General features: G+C 57.1%; 16 protein-coding genes and 4 pseudogenes. 6 read left to right on the forward strand and 14 right to left on the reverse strand.

Annotated features, from left to right (window positions below):
* Nucleotides 1-179: 179 nt before the first annotated feature.
* The 7 genes and pseudogenes from J2Y56_RS18035 to J2Y56_RS18060 form a co-directional block, all read right to left on the reverse strand.
* A complete protein-coding gene (locus tag J2Y56_RS18035) occupies nt 180-428 on the reverse strand; it encodes a DUF6429 family protein (protein WP_007948234.1) in 249 nt (82 codons plus the stop codon).
* Between the two features lie 506 nt (nt 429-934).
* A pseudogene (locus J2Y56_RS18040) lies at nt 935-2,302 on the reverse strand (RHS repeat domain-containing protein); the annotation flags it as partial.
* Between the two features lie 107 nt (nt 2,303-2,409).
* The gene (locus J2Y56_RS18045; RefSeq protein ID WP_007948238.1) at nt 2,410-2,805 is read right to left on the reverse strand and encodes a hypothetical protein; all 396 of its coding nucleotides are present in this window, start codon (nt 2,803-2,805) and stop codon (nt 2,410-2,412) included.
* 364 nt (nt 2,806-3,169) lie between these two features.
* Nucleotides 3,170-3,956, reverse strand: a pseudogene (locus tag J2Y56_RS18050) (RHS repeat domain-containing protein); the annotation flags it as partial.
* Nucleotides 3,956-6,877 (reverse strand): annotated as a pseudogene (locus J2Y56_RS18055) (DUF6531 domain-containing protein); the annotation flags it as partial. The pseudogenes J2Y56_RS18050 and J2Y56_RS18055, both read right to left, overlap by 1 nt.
* A 17-nt stretch (nt 6,878-6,894) precedes the next feature.
* A pseudogene (tssI, locus tag J2Y56_RS28505) lies at nt 6,895-7,521 on the reverse strand (type VI secretion system tip protein TssI/VgrG); the annotation flags it as partial.
* A gap of 131 nt (nt 7,522-7,652) precedes the next feature.
* Entirely contained in the window at nt 7,653-8,168 is a 516-nt protein-coding gene (locus J2Y56_RS18060) for an Hcp family type VI secretion system effector (RefSeq protein ID WP_007948242.1), read from the reverse strand.
* 416 nt (nt 8,169-8,584) lie between these two features.
* Between J2Y56_RS18060 and J2Y56_RS18065 the strand changes: the two genes are divergently transcribed.
* Nucleotides 8,585-9,262: a type 1 glutamine amidotransferase domain-containing protein gene (locus tag J2Y56_RS18065; protein WP_007948243.1), complete on the forward strand. Its 678-nt coding sequence runs from the start codon at nt 8,585-8,587 to the stop codon at nt 9,260-9,262.
* A 175-nt stretch (nt 9,263-9,437) separates the two neighbouring features.
* On the opposite strand, the gene J2Y56_RS18070 is transcribed toward J2Y56_RS18065, so the two are convergent.
* The 3 genes from J2Y56_RS18070 to J2Y56_RS18080 form a co-directional block, all read right to left on the reverse strand.
* Nucleotides 9,438-10,823, reverse strand: a complete 1,386-nt coding sequence (locus J2Y56_RS18070) for a VOC family protein (RefSeq protein WP_310351742.1) — start codon at nt 10,821-10,823, stop codon at nt 9,438-9,440.
* Nucleotides 10,824-11,005: 182 nt separating this feature from the next.
* Nucleotides 11,006-11,953, reverse strand: a complete 948-nt coding sequence (locus J2Y56_RS18075) for an alpha/beta fold hydrolase (RefSeq protein WP_310336347.1) — start codon at nt 11,951-11,953, stop codon at nt 11,006-11,008.
* A gap of 22 nt (nt 11,954-11,975) precedes the next feature.
* Nucleotides 11,976-13,430: an NAD(P)/FAD-dependent oxidoreductase gene (locus tag J2Y56_RS18080; protein ID WP_310351745.1), complete on the reverse strand. Its 1,455-nt coding sequence runs from the start codon at nt 13,428-13,430 to the stop codon at nt 11,976-11,978.
* Between the two features lie 191 nt (nt 13,431-13,621).
* Here J2Y56_RS18080 and J2Y56_RS18085 point away from each other — a divergent pair, with 191 nt between their 5' ends.
* The 3 genes from J2Y56_RS18085 (at nt 13,622) to J2Y56_RS18095 (ending at nt 16,148) form a co-directional block, all read left to right on the forward strand.
* The gene (locus J2Y56_RS18085) at nt 13,622-14,695 is read left to right on the forward strand and encodes a diguanylate cyclase (RefSeq protein ID WP_310351747.1); all 1,074 of its coding nucleotides are present in this window, start codon (nt 13,622-13,624) and stop codon (nt 14,693-14,695) included.
* A gap of 381 nt (nt 14,696-15,076) precedes the next feature.
* Nucleotides 15,077-15,496 (forward strand): hypothetical protein, encoded by a 420-nt coding sequence (locus J2Y56_RS18090; protein ID WP_310351750.1) that lies wholly within the window; start codon nt 15,077-15,079, stop codon nt 15,494-15,496.
* Between the two features lie 349 nt (nt 15,497-15,845).
* Nucleotides 15,846-16,148: a hypothetical protein gene (locus tag J2Y56_RS18095; protein WP_007948551.1), complete on the forward strand. Its 303-nt coding sequence runs from the start codon at nt 15,846-15,848 to the stop codon at nt 16,146-16,148.
* A 133-nt stretch (nt 16,149-16,281) separates the two neighbouring features.
* Here the strand turns inward: J2Y56_RS18095 and J2Y56_RS18100 are convergent, their stop codons facing one another.
* From J2Y56_RS18100 to J2Y56_RS18110, 3 genes are all read right to left on the reverse strand, one after another.
* On the reverse strand, nt 16,282-17,151 hold the full coding sequence (locus J2Y56_RS18100; RefSeq protein ID WP_007948550.1) for an oxaloacetate decarboxylase: 870 nt from the start codon (nt 17,149-17,151) through the stop codon (nt 16,282-16,284).
* Nucleotides 17,152-17,486: 335 nt separating this feature from the next.
* The gene (gene astA / locus J2Y56_RS18105) at nt 17,487-18,521 is read right to left on the reverse strand and encodes an arginine N-succinyltransferase (protein WP_007948549.1); all 1,035 of its coding nucleotides are present in this window, start codon (nt 18,519-18,521) and stop codon (nt 17,487-17,489) included.
* Nucleotides 18,522-18,582: 61 nt separating this feature from the next.
* Nucleotides 18,583-19,599 carry an arginine N-succinyltransferase gene (locus tag J2Y56_RS18110; protein ID WP_310351753.1) on the reverse strand — a complete coding sequence of 339 codons (1,017 nt, stop codon included), beginning with the start codon at nt 19,597-19,599 and terminating at the stop codon, nt 18,583-18,585.
* A gap of 594 nt (nt 19,600-20,193) precedes the next feature.
* On the opposite strand from J2Y56_RS18110, the gene J2Y56_RS18115 reads away from it, so the two are divergent.
* Nucleotides 20,194-20,754 (forward strand): histidine phosphatase family protein, encoded by a 561-nt coding sequence (locus tag J2Y56_RS18115; RefSeq protein ID WP_310351756.1) that lies wholly within the window; start codon nt 20,194-20,196, stop codon nt 20,752-20,754.
* A gap of 11 nt (nt 20,755-20,765) precedes the next feature.
* A complete protein-coding gene (cobF, locus tag J2Y56_RS18120) occupies nt 20,766-21,521 on the forward strand; it encodes a precorrin-6A synthase (deacetylating) (RefSeq protein ID WP_310336339.1) in 756 nt (251 codons plus the stop codon).
* 8 nt (nt 21,522-21,529) lie between these two features.
* Here cobF and ftrA read toward each other — a convergent pair whose 3' ends face one another.
* Nucleotides 21,530-22,504, reverse strand: a complete 975-nt coding sequence (gene ftrA / locus J2Y56_RS18125; RefSeq protein WP_007948543.1) for a transcriptional regulator FtrA — start codon at nt 22,502-22,504, stop codon at nt 21,530-21,532.
* Nucleotides 22,505-22,596 lie beyond the last annotated feature (92 nt).

Raw genomic sequence — 22,596 nt, forward strand, 5'->3', positions numbered from 1 at the left:
CCTGTGGGCGTTGGCCGAGGTCGTGTTGCGCATCGCAATGACAGGGGTGAAGTCCTGAAGCCGCGTGGGGTTGCCCTAAAGCGATTCACCGTAAACGCTCCATAAACCCCACCCTTTCTGAGGTGAGCGCGCTCAGCTAGACGATAATCAGATGTACACGGCGTGACCGTAATATGAAATCAGGTATCAGGGTTGCATGCAGTTCTCACACCAAACAACTGGTCGGCTATTTGCTTACCTCGCTCCAGTCCTTCTGTAGTCAACCAAATCGATTTGCTCTTGTTCACCGGATTACTGATGAAACCATGTTCATGCAATCGGTTCATGGTCTCGAAGTCGAACCCTTTCCAGGCATTTCCTTTGTCGGAACTGAAGGTTGCCAACAGGGCAAGCACTGCGTTTTCAATCAATTTGTCGTCGTATTCCATGATCATTGCTCCGCTCATATTCAACAGGGATGGTCGAGTTTGTGATGGGCGCCCCATAATTCCTGCCAACTTACATAAGAGTAGTGCGCTCAGCCAGGCGACGCCAGCGAGCAGTTCAAGGATAAAAGGGGACGGATTTATTTTCATCATATTTTCATCAGAGAAAATAAATCCGTCCCCTTTATTTCTTCTTTCGGTCCTTTCGGTCGCTTTCGGTCGGTCCCCTTTCGGTCCCCTTTCGTTCTATCACTCTTCGAATGAGTGCGTTGCTACCTGCGACCAATTATTTTTCTGGATGATCTCTAAGGATGGGTTTTCAGTCTCAAATTCTACAAGTAAGGTTAGAAAGCCATTTACGTTATTGTCCACGTCGCTCGGATTTAACCAGCCCATCTCGCACTCTTCACAGTGCAAGTATAATTTTTCATTAGTAGTGTCATGGGTGATAATTAGCCTTCCTTGCTTGCAGGCCGGACAGTTTTTGTACCAGTAATATTTTTCCATTTTTATTCCGCAGGATAAGAGGTGATTATTTTGTTGGTTTCAGGGACTAGCTTCATTTCAAGATTGTAAAATAATTTGCCTAAATTGGCCTCGCCACCTCCAGAACGACCGACCATTTTTCCCATCGGTACTTTTAATGTCCCTGTCGCGTCCGGTTTAATTCCATCTGCTTGGGCTTTCCTCCAAGCCTCGTTGGTCACATCGACTCCATCACCATAGAAAACCCCATGTTGAGGCTTGGCGGGATTATCGACATTGTGAAGTTGAACATGATCTACTCGGCTTTGGCCTTTGTACTTCCCTTTCGCGGGTACGACGCTTTTCCAATCTAGATCCTCAGCAGGTGCTGGAGCAACGGGTGATGACTCGGCGACCGAACTAGCAGTTGAGTCATTGACTCCATTCCCAGCATTGCCTGGACAACCACTACTCAACCCCAACGGATCCACCCACCCCGTAGGGTTAGGCACGTACTGGTAGTTGTTCAACCCACCCGCAAGCTTGATCGGATCCGGTGTCAGGAACCGCCCGGTCCCCGGATTGTAGTAGCGATTCCGGTTGTAGTGTAAGCCCGTCTCCGCATCGAAGTACTGCCCCTGAAACCGCAACGGGTTGTCGATTTCGGCGACGTCCAATGCGGCAACGTTGCCATAAGCGCGGTACTTGGCCGACCACACGATCTCGCCACTGTAGTCAGTAAGCTCCTGCGGTGTACCCAGATGATCGAGCTGATAGTAAAACGGCGTCGCCTTCATTGGGCCTTCGCCATCCAACATCACCAGCGGTCTGAAGCTAGCCGGCTCATAGATGTAAGTGCGATAGCGGTTATCAGCGCTTTCGGCGATCAGGCGTTCGCCTTGCCACAGGAATTCGGTGGTGCTGCCATCGACGGTTTTTTCGATACGCCTGCCGAAGGCATCGTACTTATAGGACGCGGCATTGCCGCCCGGCAGGCTGGCACCAATCAAACGGTGCTGGCAGTCGTAACGGTATTCGGTGACGAGTTTCTGCCCTGTGCCACGACGTTCGCGGGTCAGGTTGCCGTAGGCGTCGTAGTCTTAGTGGCGGTCGCCCTGCATCAGCAGGCGGTTGCCTTTGATGTTGGCCAGGTGTGCGGTGGGTTGGTCGCCTTGGCCCAGCAAGTTGCCGGCAGGGTCGTGGGCGAAGCTTTCCGGGGTGCTGCCACGGACGTTGATCAGGCGGTCGAGCGGGTCGTAGTGGTAGCTGCGATTGCCTTTGCGACTGTCATCGACGGCAGTGAGGTTGCCATTGGCGGCGTAAGCGTAGCGACGGTGGAACAGATTGCGCTCCTGCTGGCTGGCGCTGTGCGCCTGCAATCGACCTTGTTCGTCGTACTGGTATGACAAAAGGGGACGGATTTATTTTTCTCGTGAAAATAAATCCGTCCCCTTTTTGCCCTTTTTGCCGTCGCCTTTTTGCCCTTTTTTGTCCTTTCACGCTTTTTCACAGGTTAAACTCAGTCCAACGGATATTCACATGACCAGGGTGGAGTGAATAGCTCTGGATTGATATCGTTCTTTTGAAGGAAGGTGTTTATTTCTTCTTCGGATTCTAGTGTTTGGCAGTTTATGATAGTGGTGTCGCTACTTCCGATACTATCTCTGGTTTCAAGTGCGTGTTTTGATATTGTAAATTCTATTGCGACATATTTTGAGTTTTTTGCGTCTTCTAGGAATTTGTAATAGAACTCACCCGGGAATCGATCTGTGAAGTTAAGGTGATATACCGCGTATATAGCAATCCATCTCCGTAAGGACTCGTCATTTGTAGGGAGTTCTTGCGCGATTTCTGTATAAGATTTCGCTTCCAGTCCCCACCAAACTTTTCGCGGGATGATTTTTTGATTTTTCATTTTTGCCCCTCAAACGGGTTTGGCCAGTATATTCGAATTGCTTCACCTTTGACGGGGTGTAGTTGCAAGTGCGGGCTATCACCATGAGGGTCACTAGGGTCGTGGTTCGCCATTGTTACTTTCCTGGTTTTTATGTCGGAAACAGGTGTGTCGTCCCAGTGATAGTATTTTTCAGGTTCCTTCACCTTCCTGAAGTGTGTTTTAGCAGTGGCCGAATTAAAATCATCGGCGTTTCTATAACCTTGTCCAACATATTTGCCTAAAAATAGCTCTTCAGCCTCTGCTCTGCTGTTAACGGTAACAGAGGTCGCACCCCGATCAAGTGCCTCTGATGCTCTTTTTACAGATGGACTTGACCAAGGAATATCTGGAACTGGCGGCTCTTTGGTCTCGACCTTAGCTTTACCTGCCGGGTTTACCGAAGGTTCTGGCTTGCCCCCAGCCCCAGGACACCCATTCAACCCCAACGGATCCACCCACCCCGTAGGGTTAGGCACGTACTGGTAGTTATTCAACCCACCCGCAAGCTTGATCGGATCTTGTGTCAGGAACCGCCCGGTCCCCGGATTGTAGTAGCGATGCCGGTTGTAGTGTAAGCCCGTCTCCGCATCGAAGTACTGCCCCTGAAACCGTAGCGGGTTGTCAATTTCGGCAACATCGAGTGCGACGAGGTTGCCATAAGCGCGATATTTCGCAGACCACATGATCTCGCCACTGTAGTCAGTGAGCTCCTGCGGTGTACCCAAATGATCGAGCTGATAGTAAAAAGGCGTGGCCTTCAGCGGACCTTCGCCATCAAGCATCGCCAGCGGTCTGAAGCTACCCGGTTCATAAATGTAAGTGCGATAACGGTTGTCAGCGCTTTCAGCGACAAGGCGTTCGCCTTGCCACAGAAATTCGGTGGTGCTGCCATCGACGGTTTTTTCGATACGCCGGCCGAAGGCATCGTACTTATAGGACGCGGCATTGCCGCCCGGCAGGCTGGCGCCGATCAGGCGGTGCTGACAGTCGTAACGGTATTCGGTAACGAGTTTTTGCCCGGTGCCGCGACGTTCGCGGATCAGGTTGCCGTAGGCGTCGTAGTCGTAGTGGCGGTCGCCCTGCATCAGCAGGCGGTTGCCTTTGACGTTTGCCAGGTTCGCGGTGGGTTGATCGCCTTGTCGACTTCGGCGACGTCCAGTGCCGCGAGGTTGCCATAGGCGCGGTATTTAGCCGACCACATGATCTCACCGCTATAGTCGGTGAGTTCTTGAGGTGTGCCCAAGTGGTCGAGTTGATAGTAGAACGGTGTCGCTTTCAGCGGGCCTTCGCCATCAAGCATGGCTAGTGGGCGGAAGGTATCGGGTTCGTAGATGTAGGTGCGATAGCGAGTCTCAGCACTTTCCGCAATCAGGCGTTCGCCTTGCCACATAAACTCCGTGGTTTGACCATCGACGGTCTTGGCGATACGACGGCCGAAGGCGTCGTACTTGTAACTAGCGATGCTGCCGCCGGGCAGGCTGGCGCCGATAAGGCGATGCTGGCAGTCGTAGCGATACTCGGTTACGAGTTTCTGCCCGGTGCCGCGGCGCTCGCGGCTCAGATTGCCGTGAGCGTCGTAGTCATAGTGACGGTCGCCCTGCATCAGCAGGCGGTTGCCTTTGACGTTGGCCAGGTTTGCGGCTTGCTGATCACCTTGGCCTAGCAGGTTGCCAGCCGGGTCGTGGGCGAAGCTTTCCGGGGTGGTGCCACGGACGTTGATCAGGCGGTCGAGCGGGTCGTAGTGGTAATTGAGGTTACCTTTGCGGCTGTCGTCGATGCCGGCAAGGTTGCCATTCGCGTTGTAGGCATAGCGACGGCGGAACAGGTTTCGCTCTTGTTGGCTGACGGTATGCGCCTGCAATCGGCCTTGGTCATCGTATTGATATTGGCTGAGGAGCAGACCTTGTTGGCGTTGCTGTTCGCGGTCGGCGCTGAACTGGTGGGTGGTCAGGCGCGAGCCGTTGAGGTCGATGCTGCTCAGACGGCCACCAGGTTGGTGGCGGTAGTCGAGTTTGCTGCCGTCGGGAAGGCGGCAGTGGCTCAGGTTTCCTTGTTTGTCGTACTCATAGCGCAGCGTGCCCCAACCTTGGTGTTCGGTGACGAGGCGGTTTTGCAGGTCGTACTCGTAGGCGAGGGGCCAGTTGCCGTCGTCGACGTTCACGAGGTTGCCGTGAGCGTCGTAGCTGTAGTGAATCTCTTCACCGTCAGGCAGGGTTTTTACCAGCGGGCGACCAGCCGAGTCGCGTTGGTACTCAGTGACTAGCTCGCTGCCGTCGTCGCCTAATTCAGTTTTCTTCAGCAGTTGGCCGTTAAGGTCATATTCGTAAGCAGTACGCCGACCGTCGAAGCCGGTTTCCTGCTGGATCAGGCCATTTGCATAGTAGTCAAGGTGATACAGCTCGCCGCGTTCGTTTTCGATGTCGCTGAGCAACAGACGCGGGTTGTCGTAGCGGTAGCGCAGTTGGCTACCGTCCGGGTTGATACGACGGCTGACCAAGTGCAGGCCATCGGCATACTCATAACGGGTGATGCGACCCAACTCATCGCGTTCAGCGGTAACACGACCGTACGGATTGTAGGTAAACGCGCGAGTGGCGCCGCCGGGTAGGGTAATTTGTGCCAGGCGGTTGGCAGCACCCCATTGGTATTGGGTGACGCCTCTTTCGTCCTGACGAGTGATCTGCCGACCCAGTGCGTCGTAGCGATACTTGCGCTGACCGCCGTCCGGCAGCTGCTCTTCGATCAACTCGCCCAGATTGTTCCAGCCCAGATTATGGCGACTGCCGTCGGCGTGACGGATCTGCAGCAAACGGCCTTGTCCGTTGTAGCTGTATTGAGTGACGTTACCGTCAGGGTCTGTTTGTTGGGTGATGTCACCTTGGATATTTCGCTGGTATCTCCAGATTGCTTCGTCACGCCGGACGAGTGTTACAAAACCGTTGCTGTATTCGTATTGGGTCGGCGCGTCTTCTGGCGGAATGACTGCTTCCAGGCGTCCTGCTTCGTCGTACTGAAACTCTGTGATCGCTCCCAGTGGGTCTTTCTCGGCAATCAACCGACCTTTGTCGTCGTATGCTTTGAGATGTTCGGCACCGTCCGGCTCGACTTTGCTGATCAGTCGGGCTTGATCGTCGTGGGTGTAGATTTCCTCACTGCCGTCGGCATTGGTAACGGTGACGCTACCTTTGTCATCCCAGACGTAACGGGCGTCCATCTGCGAAAAGTTCGCCCAGTGATGGATGCAGCGTGACGATTTTCCTTCGTTTTCCCACTCCCAGAAGAAGCTGGCACCACCGGCCAGTTGTCGTTCAAGAATGACGTGCTTTTCATCGTAGGCGTATCGCTCGCTCTCACCGGCGGCATTCTTCGCTTCAACCAAGTGATGTTGTTCGTCATAGCGATAACTAACTAATGTCTGGATGGTGCTCCATGCATCTTCCAGATTGTCTGCCGGGCTGAACTGCTGGTAATCGATGCCAGCTATATGTTTGCGGTCGTAACGCAACAGCAAGGCACGACCGGAACCGTTATCCACACGCTTGATACGCCCATGAATGTCACGAGTGATGTGCAGGCGGTTGCCGTATTTGCCGCTGATAGCAATTAGCGTGGCGCCCTTGATGTTGTAGCGGAAGTGGTAGAACAGCGTTTGATCGCCAGACTGGGACAGAATCAGTTCAGATGGATCGTCACCGATGTAAATCGCCGCTTTGGACAAGCTATTGGTGATGGCTGGGCGTTGTTCGCTCGGGAGGGGAAAGGTCGTTACGCGGTTTTCATGATCCGTCCAGACAACCTCGTCGCTGTTTATCTCCACTCGCTGCGCTAGTGCATGGCTCCAGCCATAGCCCAAACCGCAATCGATTTCCGCAGCACTGGTGCGATAAAGTCGAGTCCATTCAAATGGAAGGAGGCCATTGAGTTGACCATCGGTGAGTGTGAGTAACTCTTCGCCGGTGACCATCGAAACCGGGCAGCCGTTTACGCAGGTTTCACGGGTGCACGCGACATTTTTGTCATCGTGGTTGGTTGATTGCTTGGAGTTGTCGTCCAAATGTTCCGAGGTATGATCACCGGGTGGTTGGCGACCATGCCGGAGTCTTGCTGGTAGGCCACGGGGTCGAGTTTCGGGAACACCGTCTGGTCATCGCCGAACACCAGTTTGTGAGCCGTGGCGCTGTGCTGGAAGTGGTAGTGGATACCTTCTTCCTCGCACAGGCGCTGGATGAACTGCAGGTCCGATTCATCGTATTGAACGCAGTAGAGGCGCTCGGGATAAATCGCCCCGACTTTGAATTCGTAGGTGTTGCTCTGGATGCCGTGCTCTTCGAGGACCTTGCCGATGATTTTCGGCACGCTGAGGTTCTGGAAGATGCGCTGGTTGATGCGGTGCGCCAGGTAGGACAGTTGCGGACGCAGGGTCACCGCGTAGCGGGTCAGGCGTTTGCCGGAATCACCCTGAGCGGCGCGGTAGATCTGGCCATGAATGCCGCTGCCATCAGGCGAGAGCTGCAAAAAGGCCGTTTTGTGCAGCAGGGTTTCGAGGTCCAGGGACGGCTGCTCACTGACCAGTTCCACCTCAAACACGAACGGTTGGCTGATCGCCTCCCGACCTTGCAAGGCCAACACCTGTAAATCGCAGGAGAGGCCTTCGATAGTCAGGGCAAAGTGAGTCTGATTGGCCGGCGCGAACATCCCTTGTTCCTCGTGCAGTGCTGCGGCGTGCGCCAATAGCCGGAAAGGCCTCGGCAGACGCAAAAATTCTGGAAGGGCGAAAACAACATCGACCAGCAGAGCTGGCCGATGCTTTAGACGGTCGGCCTGATTCAGGCGACCGGCAGACGCCAGTCATCGGAACCCGAAGTACCGGATACTTCGTGGGTCCAGGTGATTTTGCGGTAGGTGAACTGCACTTCTTCCAGGTGCGTGAAGTGCGAGTTCGACGGGTCCTGGCAGTTGTGCATTTTGTTGTTGATGGCGACGATGATCGCGTCTTCCAGTTTGGTGGTGTAGTAGTGCTCTTGGGTACCTTGAGCCGAAGTGCGATACCACTGGATAACGATTTCGCTCATGCGCTCGCCAGAGGTCAAAGCCGCTTGCAGCAGTGGCGAGGACTTGTCGTAGACTTTGGTGATAACCACTGGCTTGTGCACGCGCTGACCGGTCGGTTGGCCGGATTGCGGGTCACGCGGGATGATCACGTCGTGGCTGAAAGCCTGAACCATGACCTGGTCTTCGTGACCTTCCTGGTAGGTGTTGCCAACCGAGTCGGCGGTGAACGCGCCGGCAGTGATCAGACCTTGCTTCTCGCCAGTGACGGACATGTACGCTGGTGTTGCCATGGATGAGCTCCTTGCTAAAAAATTAAGAGTGCCCGGGAGGCTGTATCGCCCGGTGGGTGCCAGACACTTATCAAGGTCCGTGCCAGGAGCAGTGAAAGTCATGTAGATCAAGGAGTTAGGGGCGATTTTCGGTTGCTGAAAGATTTGTCGACGTAGATCCCTGAGGAACGTGCGCAATAACTTGCACACCATTGCGCAACTTCTTGCGCACTTGGCTGGAGTGCCCACCTGGCCGGGCGATCAGCATTTATGTAGGAGCTTTCTATAGGATAGGTGCGCAACTTCTTGCGCATAACGGCGTTGCGCCACCCGTCAAAGACAACCCGCATCCGGTGCAACGAATCGACCGGCCGCAGGGTCCATAAAAACAGCGCCGCCGAGCGTTCCGAACAACCCTGAACCGGAGTGAGAACGACATGAAAATCCTGATGGTTTTAACGTCCCACGATCAACTGGGTGACACGGGTAAGAAAACCGGCTTCTGGCTGGAAGAATTTGCTGCGCCGTATTTCGCCTTCAAGGACGCCGGTGCTCAACTGACCCTGGCTTCGCCCAAGGGTGGCCAACCTCCGCTGGACCCCAAAAGTGACGAGCCGGACGCGCAAACCGAGGCCACTGATCGGTTTAACAAAGACCCTGCCGCTAAATCCTCATTGGCCTCTACTGCGCTGCTCAACAGCGTGAGAGTCGAGGATTACGATGCGGTTTTCTATCCGGGCGGCCATGGTCCGTTGTGGGATTTGGCCGAAGACACCTTTTCGATTGCGCTGATCGAGGCGTTTATCAAGGCAGGCAAACCGGTCGCGGCGGTCTGCCATGCACCGGGTGTGTTGCGTCACGTCAAAGGCGCGGATGGTCAACCGTTGGTCAATGGCAAGCGCGTGACGGGGTTTACCAACTCGGAGGAAGAGGCGGTGCAATTGACGAATGTCGTGCCGTTTCTGGTGGAGGACATGCTCAAGGAGAAGGGCGGGATTTATTCCAAGGGCGATGATTGGGCGAGCTATGTACTCACGGACGGATTATTGATCACCGGTCAGAACCCGGCGTCGTCCGAAGCGGCTGCCGAGGCGCTGCTAAGCAAACTCCGCTAAAACACCGCCCTGTAGCAGCTGGCGAAGCCTGCGTCGGCCGGTCCGCGCTCGGGCGTAGCAGTCGTAAAACCGGTAAACACGGTTTATCTGAAAAACCGCACCGTCCGATATTACGACTGCTGCGCCCGAGCGCGGACCGGCCGACGCAGGCTGCGCCAGCTGCTACAAGTGCGCTTCAGATCGCGTGGCCCAACGCGGCATAGCACTCTTCAACCGAACGCCGCTGGGTCTCGGCATACAACCCCAACTCATCAATCGTCGCTCGCCCCAGCGCTTGCTCAAACGCCTGCTGGTTTGAATGCACGCCATAGTGGGTTTGCGCCGCGTCCCCCAGGTTCGACTGGAAAATCCCTGCGGCGCTCACCGGCAGAAAATCCTCATACACAAGCGGTTCAACCCGCAGATAGCCGCCGTCCAGCAAATCTTCCAGCGACAACGATTCAAGCGAATCCGTCGTCTGACCTTTTTCCGTCACGAAGTAGCGGAAGTACGCCAACTCCTGCTGGCGCATGCCTTCGTATGTGTCAGGGAATTCGCCAAAGTGCTGGGTCATCAGGGCGTTGTAGCGTGCGGCATTGGCTTCGTTGGGGAAGTCTTTCAACTCGTCCCGTGCGGCATTGAGCAAACGGTCGTACAGCGCCCGACCTTTAGGTGTCAGTGCGGCGCCGCGTTGTTCGATTTCACCGAAGCGCGCGCTGTGACTGCCACGGGTTTGAGCTTGATCGGTGAAGGCAACCGGTTCGTCCAGCGCCTTGAAACTCGTCTGGCGCAGCAGGATCGGGCACTGACGGCGGGGAGGGCCTTCGATCACCGCTTTGGGGGTGATGCCATGGGCCGGCATCTGCGCCTGGACGATGTCGATGTCCAGTGTGCGCGGCGTCAGGTGGTTGATGTGCGGGCCTTTGAAGGCCACGACGTCGGCGATCAGGCGATGCTGCGCGCTGAGTTTCTGGTATTGCTCGGCAGTGACGGTGGCGCTGTGGTGCCAGCGGAAGGTTTCCAGCGCCTGTTCGACGAAGTCCTGCGCCTCGTCTTCGGTAAGGCCGCCCTCGATTTCAGCACGCTCGATCAGGGTCAGCGCTGTCGGGGTAAAGATCTGGCGTTTATCCAGCACCGACTGAGCGAACGCGCGCAGTTCCAGGTCTTCGATCAGCTCCAGGCGCAACAGTGAGGTGAACACGCGAAACGGGCTGACCTGCAACGCCGCTTCGTGCACCGCGCGAAACGCCGTGGAATGCACTGGCACACCGGCCGGGGTCAGGTCGTAATAACCCACCGGTTGCATGCCCATCACCGCGAACAACCGGGCGAGGGTAGCGAGTTCTGTGGCGGTGCCGACGCGGATGGCGCCGTGACGCTCAAGGTCCAGGCGCTCTATTTCGCCGGTGCTGTTCAACTGACGGGCGATCTGCGGGTCGTTGTCCAGCACGTATTGGTTGGTTTGCTCCACCAACTCCATCAGCGCGCCGTACAACGGCACTTCTTCGCGGTACATGTCGGACATCGCTTTGGAGAAGCGTTGGCGGATCAGGTCAGGGCTGACGAAGCGTGGTTGGCTCATGAAAAAAATTCCTGGCGCGGTGACGTAAAGGATGTGCGAAAAGATCGCAGCCTTCAGCGCCGCCGACAAACGAAGATTCTTACGAACTTCATTCTGCCAAGGACTGCTCGCACAAGAAGACCTGTAGCAGCTGCCGAGCAGCGCGAGGCTGCGTTCGGTGCGGGCCGTGTTGTAGGCGGTTGTTATAGGTGGGAGCGGCTTTCCGTGCGCAGCGATCCCAGGAACTCCCGATACAGTCGTGCGGTATTCGCCGGCTGTTCGACCATCGGCATGTGGCCACTGTGATCCCAGATATGCACCCGCAGATCGACGATGCCTTTGCTCCACACCGCCACGCTGCTGACGTCGATCAAACGATCCTTGTGCCCCCACAGCAACAGCGCCGGGCACTTGATGTCGGCCAGTTTCGGTTCCATCGGCGGGCTGGCGCGAAAATCATTGAAGATTTCTTCCAGTTCATCGCGGCTTTTTTCATAGCGATGGGCAATGGCGTCCAGCACCACGCGGGGCACCCACGGCGGTTCGGCCATGGTCATGGCGTAGAAGTATCGAAACTCTTCCCGAGAATGAATCAGAAACGGGTTGTGCCCCTTGGCCAAATGCCGCTCCAGATCGCTGGCTTCGGGCGCCGTGACACCGGCCGGATCGATCAGCGCCACGGAAGCAATCCGGTCCGGGTACGTGGCCGCCAGCCACGCCGCGATGTAACCGCCCATTGAGTTGCCGATCACATGCACCTTCTCGACCCCGCAGACATCCAGCAACTGGATCATGCGCTTGGCTTGCAGCGGGATGTCATAGCCGCCGCCGGCCTTGAACCCGGTTTCGCCATGCCCGGCAATGTCCGGAATGATCACCCGATAATTACCGACAAAGTGCCGGGCAAAGCGCAGCCACAGATTTTTGTCGGCGCTGTAGCCGTGCAGCATCAGCACGCTGCTGGACGCCTCATACGGCCCGCCTTGCCAGGTCGAGACGGTCATCTCGTTAATGGGCACGATGATTTTGTGCAGCCGATACAGCTTGGCTTCAATGGCCATGCTCAAGTCATACAGCCAATAACCGATGGCCGGATAGTTCAACCAGCTCCAGGCCACGACAACCGCGATGATGACAACGAATAGAAGCATCGTATGACTTCCTTTTACGTGATCAGGACAGGATGTGGTCGGCGGGTTTCAAGGCCCGGGTCAATCGGTGATAACTGAAACTGAACCCCGGAAACATGGCAATCACATGACCGCTCTTGCTTTGGTACCAACTGTGGCACCCTCCGGACTTCCATACGGTGCGCTCCATCTCACGGTGGATCATTTCAGTGTAGGTACGTTCCGCTTCGGCGCGAACTTCAATGCTGCGTAAACCCTGTGCTTTTAACGTACGGATACAGTCGAGGATGTAATTCATCTGCGACTCGATGATGAACAGCGCCGAGGTGTGGCCGATGCCGGTGTTGGGGCCGGTGACGATGAACAGGTTCGGGAAGTCCGGCAGGCTGGTGCCCAGATAGGCCCGGGGATACTGTGCCCAGACGTCCTTGAGTTGCGTGCCGTGTTTGCCGGTCACCGGGTAGGAAATCACCCCGTCGGTGGCGTCGTAACCGGTAGACCAGACGATCAGGTCGAGGTCGATGTGCTGGCCATCCTGAGTGACGATGGCGGTTTCATCGATAGACGCAACGCCCTGCTCGCGGCTGTGCAGGGTGACGTTGCTACGGCCGAGCGTCGGGTACAGGGTGCTGGAGACAATTACGCGCTTACAGCCGATGGTGAAGTCCGGCGTCAGTTTTTTACGTAATTCGGGGTCTGGAACCTGACGCTTGAGGAAGCGCAGGGCATGTTGCTGGACCAAGTGCACGGCCGGTTTCGAGTATTTGAAGGCAATCACCCGGGTTTCGAACTGCCAGTAGATCATCCAGCGCAGCAGTTTGTAGGCCGGTTTCAGGCCCAGCAGCCAGCGCTGGAATGGGCCAAACGCGCGGTCGGCCCTTGGCAGTACCCAGTGGGGCGTGCGTTGAAACACGTGCAGGTGGTAGACGTCCGGGGCAATCGCCGGGATGACCTGTGCGGCACTGGCACCGCTGCCAATGATGGCCACGCGCTTTTGCCGATAATCGTAGGAATGGTCCCAATTGTTGGTGTGAAAGGTCTTGCCCTGAAAGCGTTCCATGCCCTCGAAGTGCGGGACGACCGGTTGGCTCAACGGGCCCGTCGCGTTAATTAGAAACTGCGCGTAATACGTGCCTTTGGCGGCGGTGTGCACGGCCCAGCGTTTGCTGGCGTCATCCCATTCGATCCGTTCGACATTGGCTTGCAGTTCGACCTTGTCGCGCAGGCCGAAGTGTTCCACCACGTACTGGGTGTAGCGGTGCAGTTCCGCTTGTTCGGCGAACATTTGCGTCCAGCGATAGGGCGCAAAAGACAGCGAATACAGCGGCGAGGGCACATCCACCGCCGCGCCGGGGTAGGTGTTCTGGCACCAGGTGCCGCCGAAAAAGTCCCGCCGCTCCAGCAGGCGAAAATCGTCAATGCCGGCCTTGAGCAAATTGATCGCCGCGCACTGCCCGCCAAAACCGCTGCCGATGATCAACACTTGAAAATTCTGCATGGGCTTCCTTTTTTATCATTGTTTATTGAACCCTCCCTTCATGTATAGCCAAACATTGACGACTCGCGTGGTGGCAATACCCCGGTATTCAGGCCGCTGGCCGGTGATGGCTATTTAACGTCGCCCTGATAGACTCACAACGCACCTGCAACCCGGTGTTATCAGGTTCCGCACAGCGGCGCAGAGGCCCTATGGGAAATTCGGGAGGAAAAGGACTTTCATTGGCCAGGAGGCTTTATGCATCGCGTACCCTGGGCCTGGCCTTGGGATTGTTGTGCGTGAGCGCGGCGATGTACCCCCTCGACCCGGCGCCGTGGGTTTGGGGGCTGATGGTGTTCAACGGCGTGTTCTGGCCGCACGTCGCCCATCAGTGGGCGCGACGGGCCAAGGTGCCGTTTCACGCCGAGCACCGCAACATCCTGGTGGATGCCTTTATCGGCGGTTTCTGGGTGGCGGCGATGCAATTCAATCCGCTGCCCAGCGCTGCAACGCTGTCGATGATGGCCATGAACAATGTCGCCATCGGCGGCTTGAGATTCCTGTTGGTAGGCTTTGTCGCGCAGATTCTCGGGATGATGGTTGGAGGGCTGGTGTTTACCCCGACGTTCATCCCGTCGACGACACCGTTGCAAATGTTCGCCTGCATGCCCCTGCTGATTGTGTATCCCTTGACGCTGGGCTGGCTCTGCTTTCGCCAGGCCACCACCCTGGGCCGACAAAAGCGCGAACTGCTGGCCCTGAGCCGCACCGACAGCCTGACCGGCCTGCTGAACCATGGCGCCTGGAAGGACCAACTGGAAATCGAATTCCAGCGTTGCAAACGCCAGCAGCAGGGCGGGGCGATTGCACTGATCGACATCGACCATTTCAAAATCATCAATGACACCTACGGCCATGTCGCCGGGGACATTGTGTTGCGCCACCTCAGCAAAATGCTCAAGCAGAACCTTCGCGCCACCGATGTTGCCGGGCGTTATGGCGGTGATGAGTTCTGCGTGATCCTGCCCGACCTCCCGTTGAACGGTGCCGCCGTGGCGATGGAAGCCTTGCGCGACCGTTTTGCCTCGTTAGGTTACGAGCAGAGTCCGGGGTTGAAAGTCAGTTTGAGTATCGGTCTGGCCGCATTTGACCCGACGCATACCGACGCAACCTTGTGGCTTAACGATGCGGATCAGGCGTTGTATGAAGCCAAGACCACGGGGCGCAATCGGGTGATCTGCCGCAGCAATGGCATGCCTTATCACGAATTGCTCGACTCGGTCTGATTTATCACCTTCAAATCCCTGTGGGAGCGAGCCTGCTCGCGATAGCGGTCGTTCATCCAACATCCCTGCAAGCTGACTCACCGCTATCGCGAGCAGGTTCGCTCTCACAAGAAATCTTCGGCTTCAGGTTCGTATGTGTTCATTCGGTCTTGAGTAAGCGGTGACTCAATTTCTCAGCCGTTGTCTTTGCGATGCTTGAAGCTGCTGCGACTTCGTCGCTGAGCATCTCACTGTTTCTTATTTTTCGATACCTGTCAGATATGACAGTATTCAAGGGTCTATTTCAGACGTTTACTTATTGCGAGTCGAGTATTTTTCTTTGGATCAATAGGACTCGCGTTGAGCTCCTATGAAAAAAAACCACACGCAGAGGTAGAACAGATGACCAGTTCAGAATATGAAGAAAGAGACGCTGTTACTTTCGTTAATGCTGACTTAAGGGGACTCATTGATCCCGAGCTCGCACCCAAAGGCGCCAAGCTATCGCTGAGCCTTGGAGCCGACTGGAGCAGTGGGGCTTTGTTAAACGTTGAGCTTCAATGGTTTTCCACCCTGAACTGCTCTGGGGAGGTTATGGCCAGCACATCGTTTTCAGAAGAATGGAATGGGGATGAACCTGATCCGTATGTTGTGACAATCGAATTGCCGGAAAATGAAAGTGGGCCGCGGGAGGGGTCGATCCTGGCTCAGGTCAGTCTTACCAAAAGTGGCCAGACCTCGGCTTTTCCGAAAAGTTGGGTAAAATATGTACGGGATACTAAAAAGGATCAGATAGAGGCTATGACCAAAGCGGGCTATTGATCGTAGTCTCGACAAATCGTGATTATTGCCGTCGATCTATTGCCATCCAGAGGAGCACAACTTTCGAAGACGTTTCCTACAACGTACCCTGTTGCCGCGTTTCGGTATCGACCCCTATAGTTCGGGCTCGCGGAAAACTCCGCGAACGACCTTGGCCGGTCGGATACAGGAACGTCCAGCTACCAAACACCGTTCAGGCGATAAGCGCCTGAAACATCGTGTTATGGCGGCTGTGCGTGGGACACCTTCGGGTGTGCCGGTTCCTGTACCCGGTCGGCCAACCCGCGTACGGCTGCCACCTTCGTTTGGCCGCGAAACGGTGGTTGCTCAAATTACAGGAGTTACAACAATGCACGACCAAGTAATGCCACGTTTCCTCCCCATCGACACCTACGACGCCGAAAACCCGGTGCTCTTCATCAATACCCACAAAGAACTCAGCGACCTCGCAGCCTGCGCGGCGCATCGCTTCACGGTGGTTCGTGATCTGGCGGACACCTTGTCCAGCCTTGGCCTCAAAGGTATTTCAGACTGTGATCTGACGCGTGTGACCGGGGCCGTGCATCTGCTGATGCGTGAAGGGTGCGCGATACTGGATGTGATTCAGGCGCGGGCGTTGCAGCGGGAGGAGGGGTTCAAGGCTACTGTTTAGCGGTGCGGCATCAAACGCCATCGCGAGCAGGCTCGCTCCCACAGGGGAAGTGTGAACACCGCAAATCCAATGTGGGAGCGAGCCTGCTCGCGATGGGGCCATGACAGGCTATACAGCTAAACCGGCAGAACCATCACTCCTTCACACGCATAAACTCTTCGGCCCAGCGAATGTAATCCTCAGGCTGCGTATAGGTATGCGTCAGCTCCGTAGCGCTCAAATCCGAGGCCTGGGTAAAGATCTGCCGCTGCTCGCGCAAGCTGTCGTACGTCGCCTTGATCGCCGCGAAGTAAGCACCATGACCGTCAATGGTCACCCGCACACCCAGCTCGGCCAGGCGTTTGTCGTCGCGCAGCGCCGGGTTGCCATAGGTGACCAGCATCAACGGCACGCTCAGGTGTTCGGCGATTTTTTCCAGTTGGTCGAAATCCTGCACGCCCACCATGCAGATCCCGTCTGCGCCGGCGGCCTGGTATTGCTGGGTGCGGTTGATGATTTCCTGGACGGGCAGGATGCCGGCGTTGGTGCGGGCGATGATTGCCATTTCCGAGTCAACCCGGGCTTCCAGCGCTGCGCGTATCTTGCCGACGCCTTCCGCGACGCCGATCAGGTCGGTGGATTTACGGCCGAATTGCGCGGGCAGCAAGGTGTCTTCGATGGTCAGTGCGGCGATGCCTGCACGTTCGAGTTCGACAATGGTGCGCATCACGTTGAGCGCGTTGCCATAGCCATGGTCGGCGTCGGCGATGACTGGCAATTGTGCGACGCGACCGATGCGTGTGGCCTGTTCGGCGAACTCGCTAAGGGTGATCAGCGCAAAGTCGGGGGCACCCAGCACCTGCAACGATGCGACGGAGCCGCCCAGAATCCCCACTTCAAAACCCAGGTCAGCGGCAATGCGGGCCGACATCGGGTCGAAGACCGAAGCCGTGTGATAACAGGTGTTGGAAGCGAACAGTTCGCGAAAGTTACGGCGCAAATCTTGATGGGAAAGCCTGGACATACGAGTTCCACCACTGCAATGGGAATGGAAGGGCTTGAGCAAAAGTGTCAACGCCGAAGGAATAAAAGGCTATCACGCGGACGAGGAGGAGATGATGACGAATTAACAATGCTTTAACTCGAATCCTCGGCGCAACGCTAACCCATGTAGATACCGTCTTGAACCTCACCGGGCAATCGCGTTTTGTCAGGCAAATTCCAGACGCAGTCTCGCGTTGCTCGTCAGCTGCTACGGGGAGGGTAGTGAGTCAGAGCTGGTTGCGCGGATTTGTAGCAGCTGCCGAAGGTTCGGGCCGCGTTCGGACGTCCGAGTGCGCAGCACTCGCCATCAGCCGGTTACGCAGCCACAGCCTGCCGCTGTTGATTCAGCAAAGGCACCGCACGCACTGAGTTGCCGGGTTGCAATTGCAGGCGTTTGGCGGTTATGCGGTCGACCACCAGGCTGTTGCCGACCATTCGCGCCTGAGCGGCGGTAATGCGGCAGTTATCCAGGCGGCGGTTATAGATCAGCCACACCGGGGCCTGTTCATCGGGCGTGCCAATAACCAATACCAGCGCCTGGCTGTCGCGTACGGTACGGATGTTCGACACCGGAGCCTCAATCACCGGCCCTGCGTCGAAAATATCGATGTAACCCTTGTGGGCAAAGCCCTCGGCATTGAGGATCTTCATGGCCGGTTCCGTGTTCGGGTGTGCTTTGCCAATCACGGCCTGGGCCTGTTCAGTCAGCAGGCAGGTGTAGAGCGGTTGGCGCGGCATCAGTTCGGCGATGAATGATTTGCTGCCCAGCCCCGACAGGTAGTCGGCGTGGCTGAACGCCCTCTTGAAGAAGTGCCGGCCCAGGCTGTCCCAGAACGGTGAACAGCCCTGTTCGTCGGCACTGCCACGCAGTTCGGCGATGAGCTTTTCGCCGAACATGTGCGGGAACTCGGCCACGAACAGCAGGCGCGCCAGCGACAGTAAGCGACCATTTGTGCCCTGGCGGTGATCGTGGCGCAGAAACAGCGAGCAGAGTTGCGACTGACCGGTCATTTCGTTGTTCAAAAACAAGGTCGGAATCTGCCGCTCAATCCCCAGGTCCGGTGAAGCGCTGACGGTCAGCCCGACCCGGTAGTTGTACCAGGGGTCGCGCAGGCCTACGGCGCCGGCCAATGCACTGATACCGACCACGTGCTGATCGTCATCCTCGAGCACAAACAGGTAATCGGCATCCGCACGCTCGACCTGTTCGGCGAACGTGCGCTGGGCCCAGCGCAATCGATGAGCCAGGCGTTCCTCGTTGGCCGGCAGGGTGGTGAACCCGGGGCCGGCTTGTTGCACCAGATCCATCAAGGCGGGCAGGTCGGTGACACTCACCGGACGGACAATCATGATGCAGCTCCTTCTTCGCACCTGTTCGGGCACTGTCGTTGGGCGCGGGGCCGGGTGATGCTCACAGGGCGATCAGCCGGATCGGGCTGCCATCGGTCACGTTCAGGGCTACGCACATGGCGGCGCTCAACCCCACCGGCTGCCCGGTTTGAACATCCAGTTCGGCGACAATCGCTCGATATCCCTTGAGCGCGTCATTGCTGACCAGGTAGCGTCCCCGCGCGTCAATGGACGAACCGGTCTGCACCGTGGCGGTTACGCTTTGGGCGATGGAGAGCACGTTCGAGGTGCGCGCATACAGGGTCGGGCCACCGTCGAACAGGTCGATGTAGCTGTTGGTTTCAAATCCTTCGCGCTCCAGAATATCGAAGGCCTCCTGACCGTCGGGGTGAATCCGGCCGATACAGGCCTGCGCCGCCTGGGGCAGCATCGGCACGTAGATCGGGTACTGCGGCATCAGTTCGGCGAGGAAGGTCCGGGTTTCCAGGCCGCACAGTCGTTCGGCTTCGGCATAAGGCAAGTTGAAAAAGTGTTTACCCAGTGCATCCCAGAACGGTGATTGCCCGTCAGCGCTGCTGTAGCCGACGATTTCGGTGATCACCGCTTCGGCAAAACGCTGGGGATGGGCAGCGATGAACAGCAACCGCGCCCGTGACAGCAACTCCGAAAATGCCGTGCGCACCAGCGGGGCGTCGATGTGAAAGCCGCGCAGCAAGGTGTGATCCTTGAGGTCCTGGCATAACGACAACGCCGGGACGCCATGCTCGATGTTCAGCTCCCGGGAGGCGCTGGTGAAGTGGCGGTTGCGCAAGCTGTAGAACGGCTCGTTGAAACCTGCGGTGGCGAGGATTTCCGAGCACCCGACGAGGCGCCGGGCCGTCAGGTCCTCTAGTACGAAAAAGTAATTCTCGGGGCCATGTTCCTCAACGCCTTTTTCGAATGAGGCGCAGGAGTCGACAATTCTGCGACGCAGGCGCTCGGTGTCGTCTGGCAATGACGTGACACCTACCAGACTGTCGCGTGCCAGTTGTTGTAGCTGGGGCAGATCGGTTAATTCGACTGGGCGTAAGACCAGCATGGCTGCACTCCTGTATCAAATGGTTCGGTGTTGTGCACCGAACCTGACTATCACTGTCGGGTTCCACGCTTGTAAGCAGCGGTCGCCTGATTTGTTGTCAGACGCCCGCCTTTTTCTTGTCAGCCGTTGCTCCCCACGTTGATGGTCCGTTGAGGAGTGTTGTGTTTCGCAAGGTCAGGCAGTGAACAGTACCACCCGTGCGTATCGATTCCTGACGACGCTGGTCAAGCGCGAGGTTCGCGATGGTTTGCGGCAAATACCGGGTGAAGAAGCTGCTAAAGCGCCCGCCGGAGCAACTGTTGAAACAGTATTTCTGTAGCGAACTCTATAAGTCTAGTCATTTTTTTGGTGGTATTTCGATCCCCAAAACGGCGCGAAACCGGCGTGTTAAAGCGGCTACATGGAAATCGACAGCGCTTGTAGGCTATCGCCCATAATCGCGTCAGAGATTGCCTGTATTCATCGATCTATCGGGCCTGCAAGCGGTGAATGCCGATTAAAACGAAACGCCCTGAAACGCGCTTCTTGCGGCACAATTGGGCAATTATCTGCGGCGTGTTGCCGTTTTTTGTTTCAACGACAGGGTGATCATCTGTGCAAGCAACCCGTTTGACTCTGATTTGTCATGGGCGAACCGTCGCACAGAAATTGGCGCGTTTTCCTACAAATGAACCGTTGGAAATGGATTGGCAGTCTGCGCACGGTTCGCGTCGTCACGCGTTTAAAGGGACGCCGCGTTTACTCTGCGGACCGGAATTGCGCACCCGGCAAACAGCCGCCTTGTTTGGCGAAGAAGTTGAAGTCGTGGCGGCGTTGAGCGATTGCGACTTTGGACAATGGCGTGGCGTCTCCATCAATGACTTGCAAACATCACAAGCCGATGCGCTCCAGGCCTGGCTCGATGACCCGACTTCGGCAACCCATGGCGGTGAATCGGTGGTGCAACTGGAGCAGCGTGTGGCGCAGTGGATGAAAACCCTTGAGGCGACCCCGGGGCACATTGTAGCGATCACCCATCCGTTTTTCATACGCGCCGCGCTGATGCAGGTGCTGCAGGGAGCGGCGTTCAACCAGATCGATGTTGAACCGTTGTCAGCCATTGAGTTGCGGTTCACCGGGCGCTGGCGCCTGCGATTGCTCGGCAATGATGCCTAAGGAGGGCGGTGATGAGACAACTGCTGGTCATCGGCATCGGCGCCGGCAATCCCGACTACATCACGATGCAGGCCGTGAAGGCGCTGAACCGTGTCGATGTGTTTTTCCTCATGGACAAGGGCCAGAGCAAAGACTCACTGATCGACCTGCGGCGCGAGATCTGCGAGCGCTATATCACCGGTCGCGACTACCGTTTTGTTGAAGCCCAAAGCCCCGAACGTGAGCGCGGTGCGGTGGACTACACGACCAGTGTCGAAGACCTCAACCTTGCCAAGCAGTTGTCCTTCGAGCGACTGATCAACGAGCAAATGACCGACGACCAGTGCGCCGGTTTCCTGGTGTGGGGCGATCCGTCACTGTACGACAGCACTATCAGGATTTTGCAGGCGATCCTCGCCTCGGGCCGTTGTGCGTTCGAGTTTGAGGTGATCCCCGGCATTACCAGTGTCCAGGCATTGGCGGCGCAGCATAAAGTGCCGCTCAATCGCATCGGTCGCTCGATAGAAATCACCACCGGGCGACGGCTGGCGGCGGGGCAGGTGAGTGATGCCGACAGTGTGGTGGTGATGCTGGATGCGCAGGATGCCTACCATCAGGTGGCGGATCAGGAGACCGAGATTTACTGGGGGGCTTATTTGGGCACGCCGGATGAAATCCTGATCAGCGGCAAGCTTAAAGATGTGGCGGATGAGATTGAGCGGGTGCGCAAAGCGGCTCGATTGGCGAATGGGTGGATTATGGATACCTATTTGCTGCGTAAGCCCTGAAGACCACCTCAAATGGCAGCCTCGGCCCCACGCCCGAACCGCTCCCGATACACCGACGGCGGCACCCCCACCACCCCGCGAAAAGCCACCCGAAAACTCTCCACGGATCGGTACCCGCACCGCTCGGCGATTTGATCTGTGTTGTCGCGGGTGCTCTCCAGCAGCTCCCGGGCCCGGGCCAGTCGCTCATGCTGCAACCACGCTTTGGGCGGCATCCCGGTGGCTTCTGTAAACCGGCGCAGAAACGTCCGTTCACTCATCGCCGCTTCGCTCGCCAGTTCGCGAACCTCCAGCGGTTCGTGCAAGCGTTCGCGCGCCCACTGCATGACCCGTGACACATCGCTGCGCGGCGTCGGGCTGACCGGTGTCGGAATAAACTGCGCCTGGCCGCCGGTGCGTTGCGGCGACATCACCAGCCGTCGCGCCACCGAGTTGGCCACTTGCGTGCCGAAATCCCGCGCCACCAGGTGCAAGCAGGCATCGATCCCCGCCGCGCTGCCAGCCGAGGTGATCAGTTGACCGGAATCGACATACAACACGTCCGGGTCCACCAGAATGTCCGGAAAGCGTTCGGCCAGTTCGGTGGTATAGCGCCAGTGGGTGGTGGCGCCGTGTCCGTTCAACAAACCGGTCGCCGCCAACACAAACACACCGGAGCAGATCGACAGCAATCGCGCACCCCGGGCATGGGCCTGGCGCAGGGCGTCGAGCAAATGGTCGGGCACCGGTGCATGGCGGTCGCGCCAGCCCGGAATGATGATGGTCCGGGCGTGTTCAAGCAGTTCCATGCCGCCATCGGCCAGCACCTGAATCCCGCCCATGGCGCGCATCGGCCCCTGGTCCACGGCGACAATCCGGTGTTCGTACCACGGGAAGTCGAACTCCGGTCGCGCCAGGCCGAAGATCTCCACGGCGATGCCGAACTCGAAGGTACAGAGGCCGTCGTAGGCCAGAATCGCGACCAATCCAGGGGAGGGCTGCATTTGGCGGAAAGTTCCCGGTGAGTGTCTTGTGCGCCACTGTAGCGGCAAGTGGCGGGTGCATAAAGTCTTCTCACACCCACCCGCACTTTGGA

Origin of the sequence: Pseudomonas sp. BE134, assembly GCF_031456105.1 — a bacterium.
In the GTDB taxonomy this organism is placed as follows: domain Bacteria; phylum Pseudomonadota; class Gammaproteobacteria; order Pseudomonadales; family Pseudomonadaceae; genus Aquipseudomonas.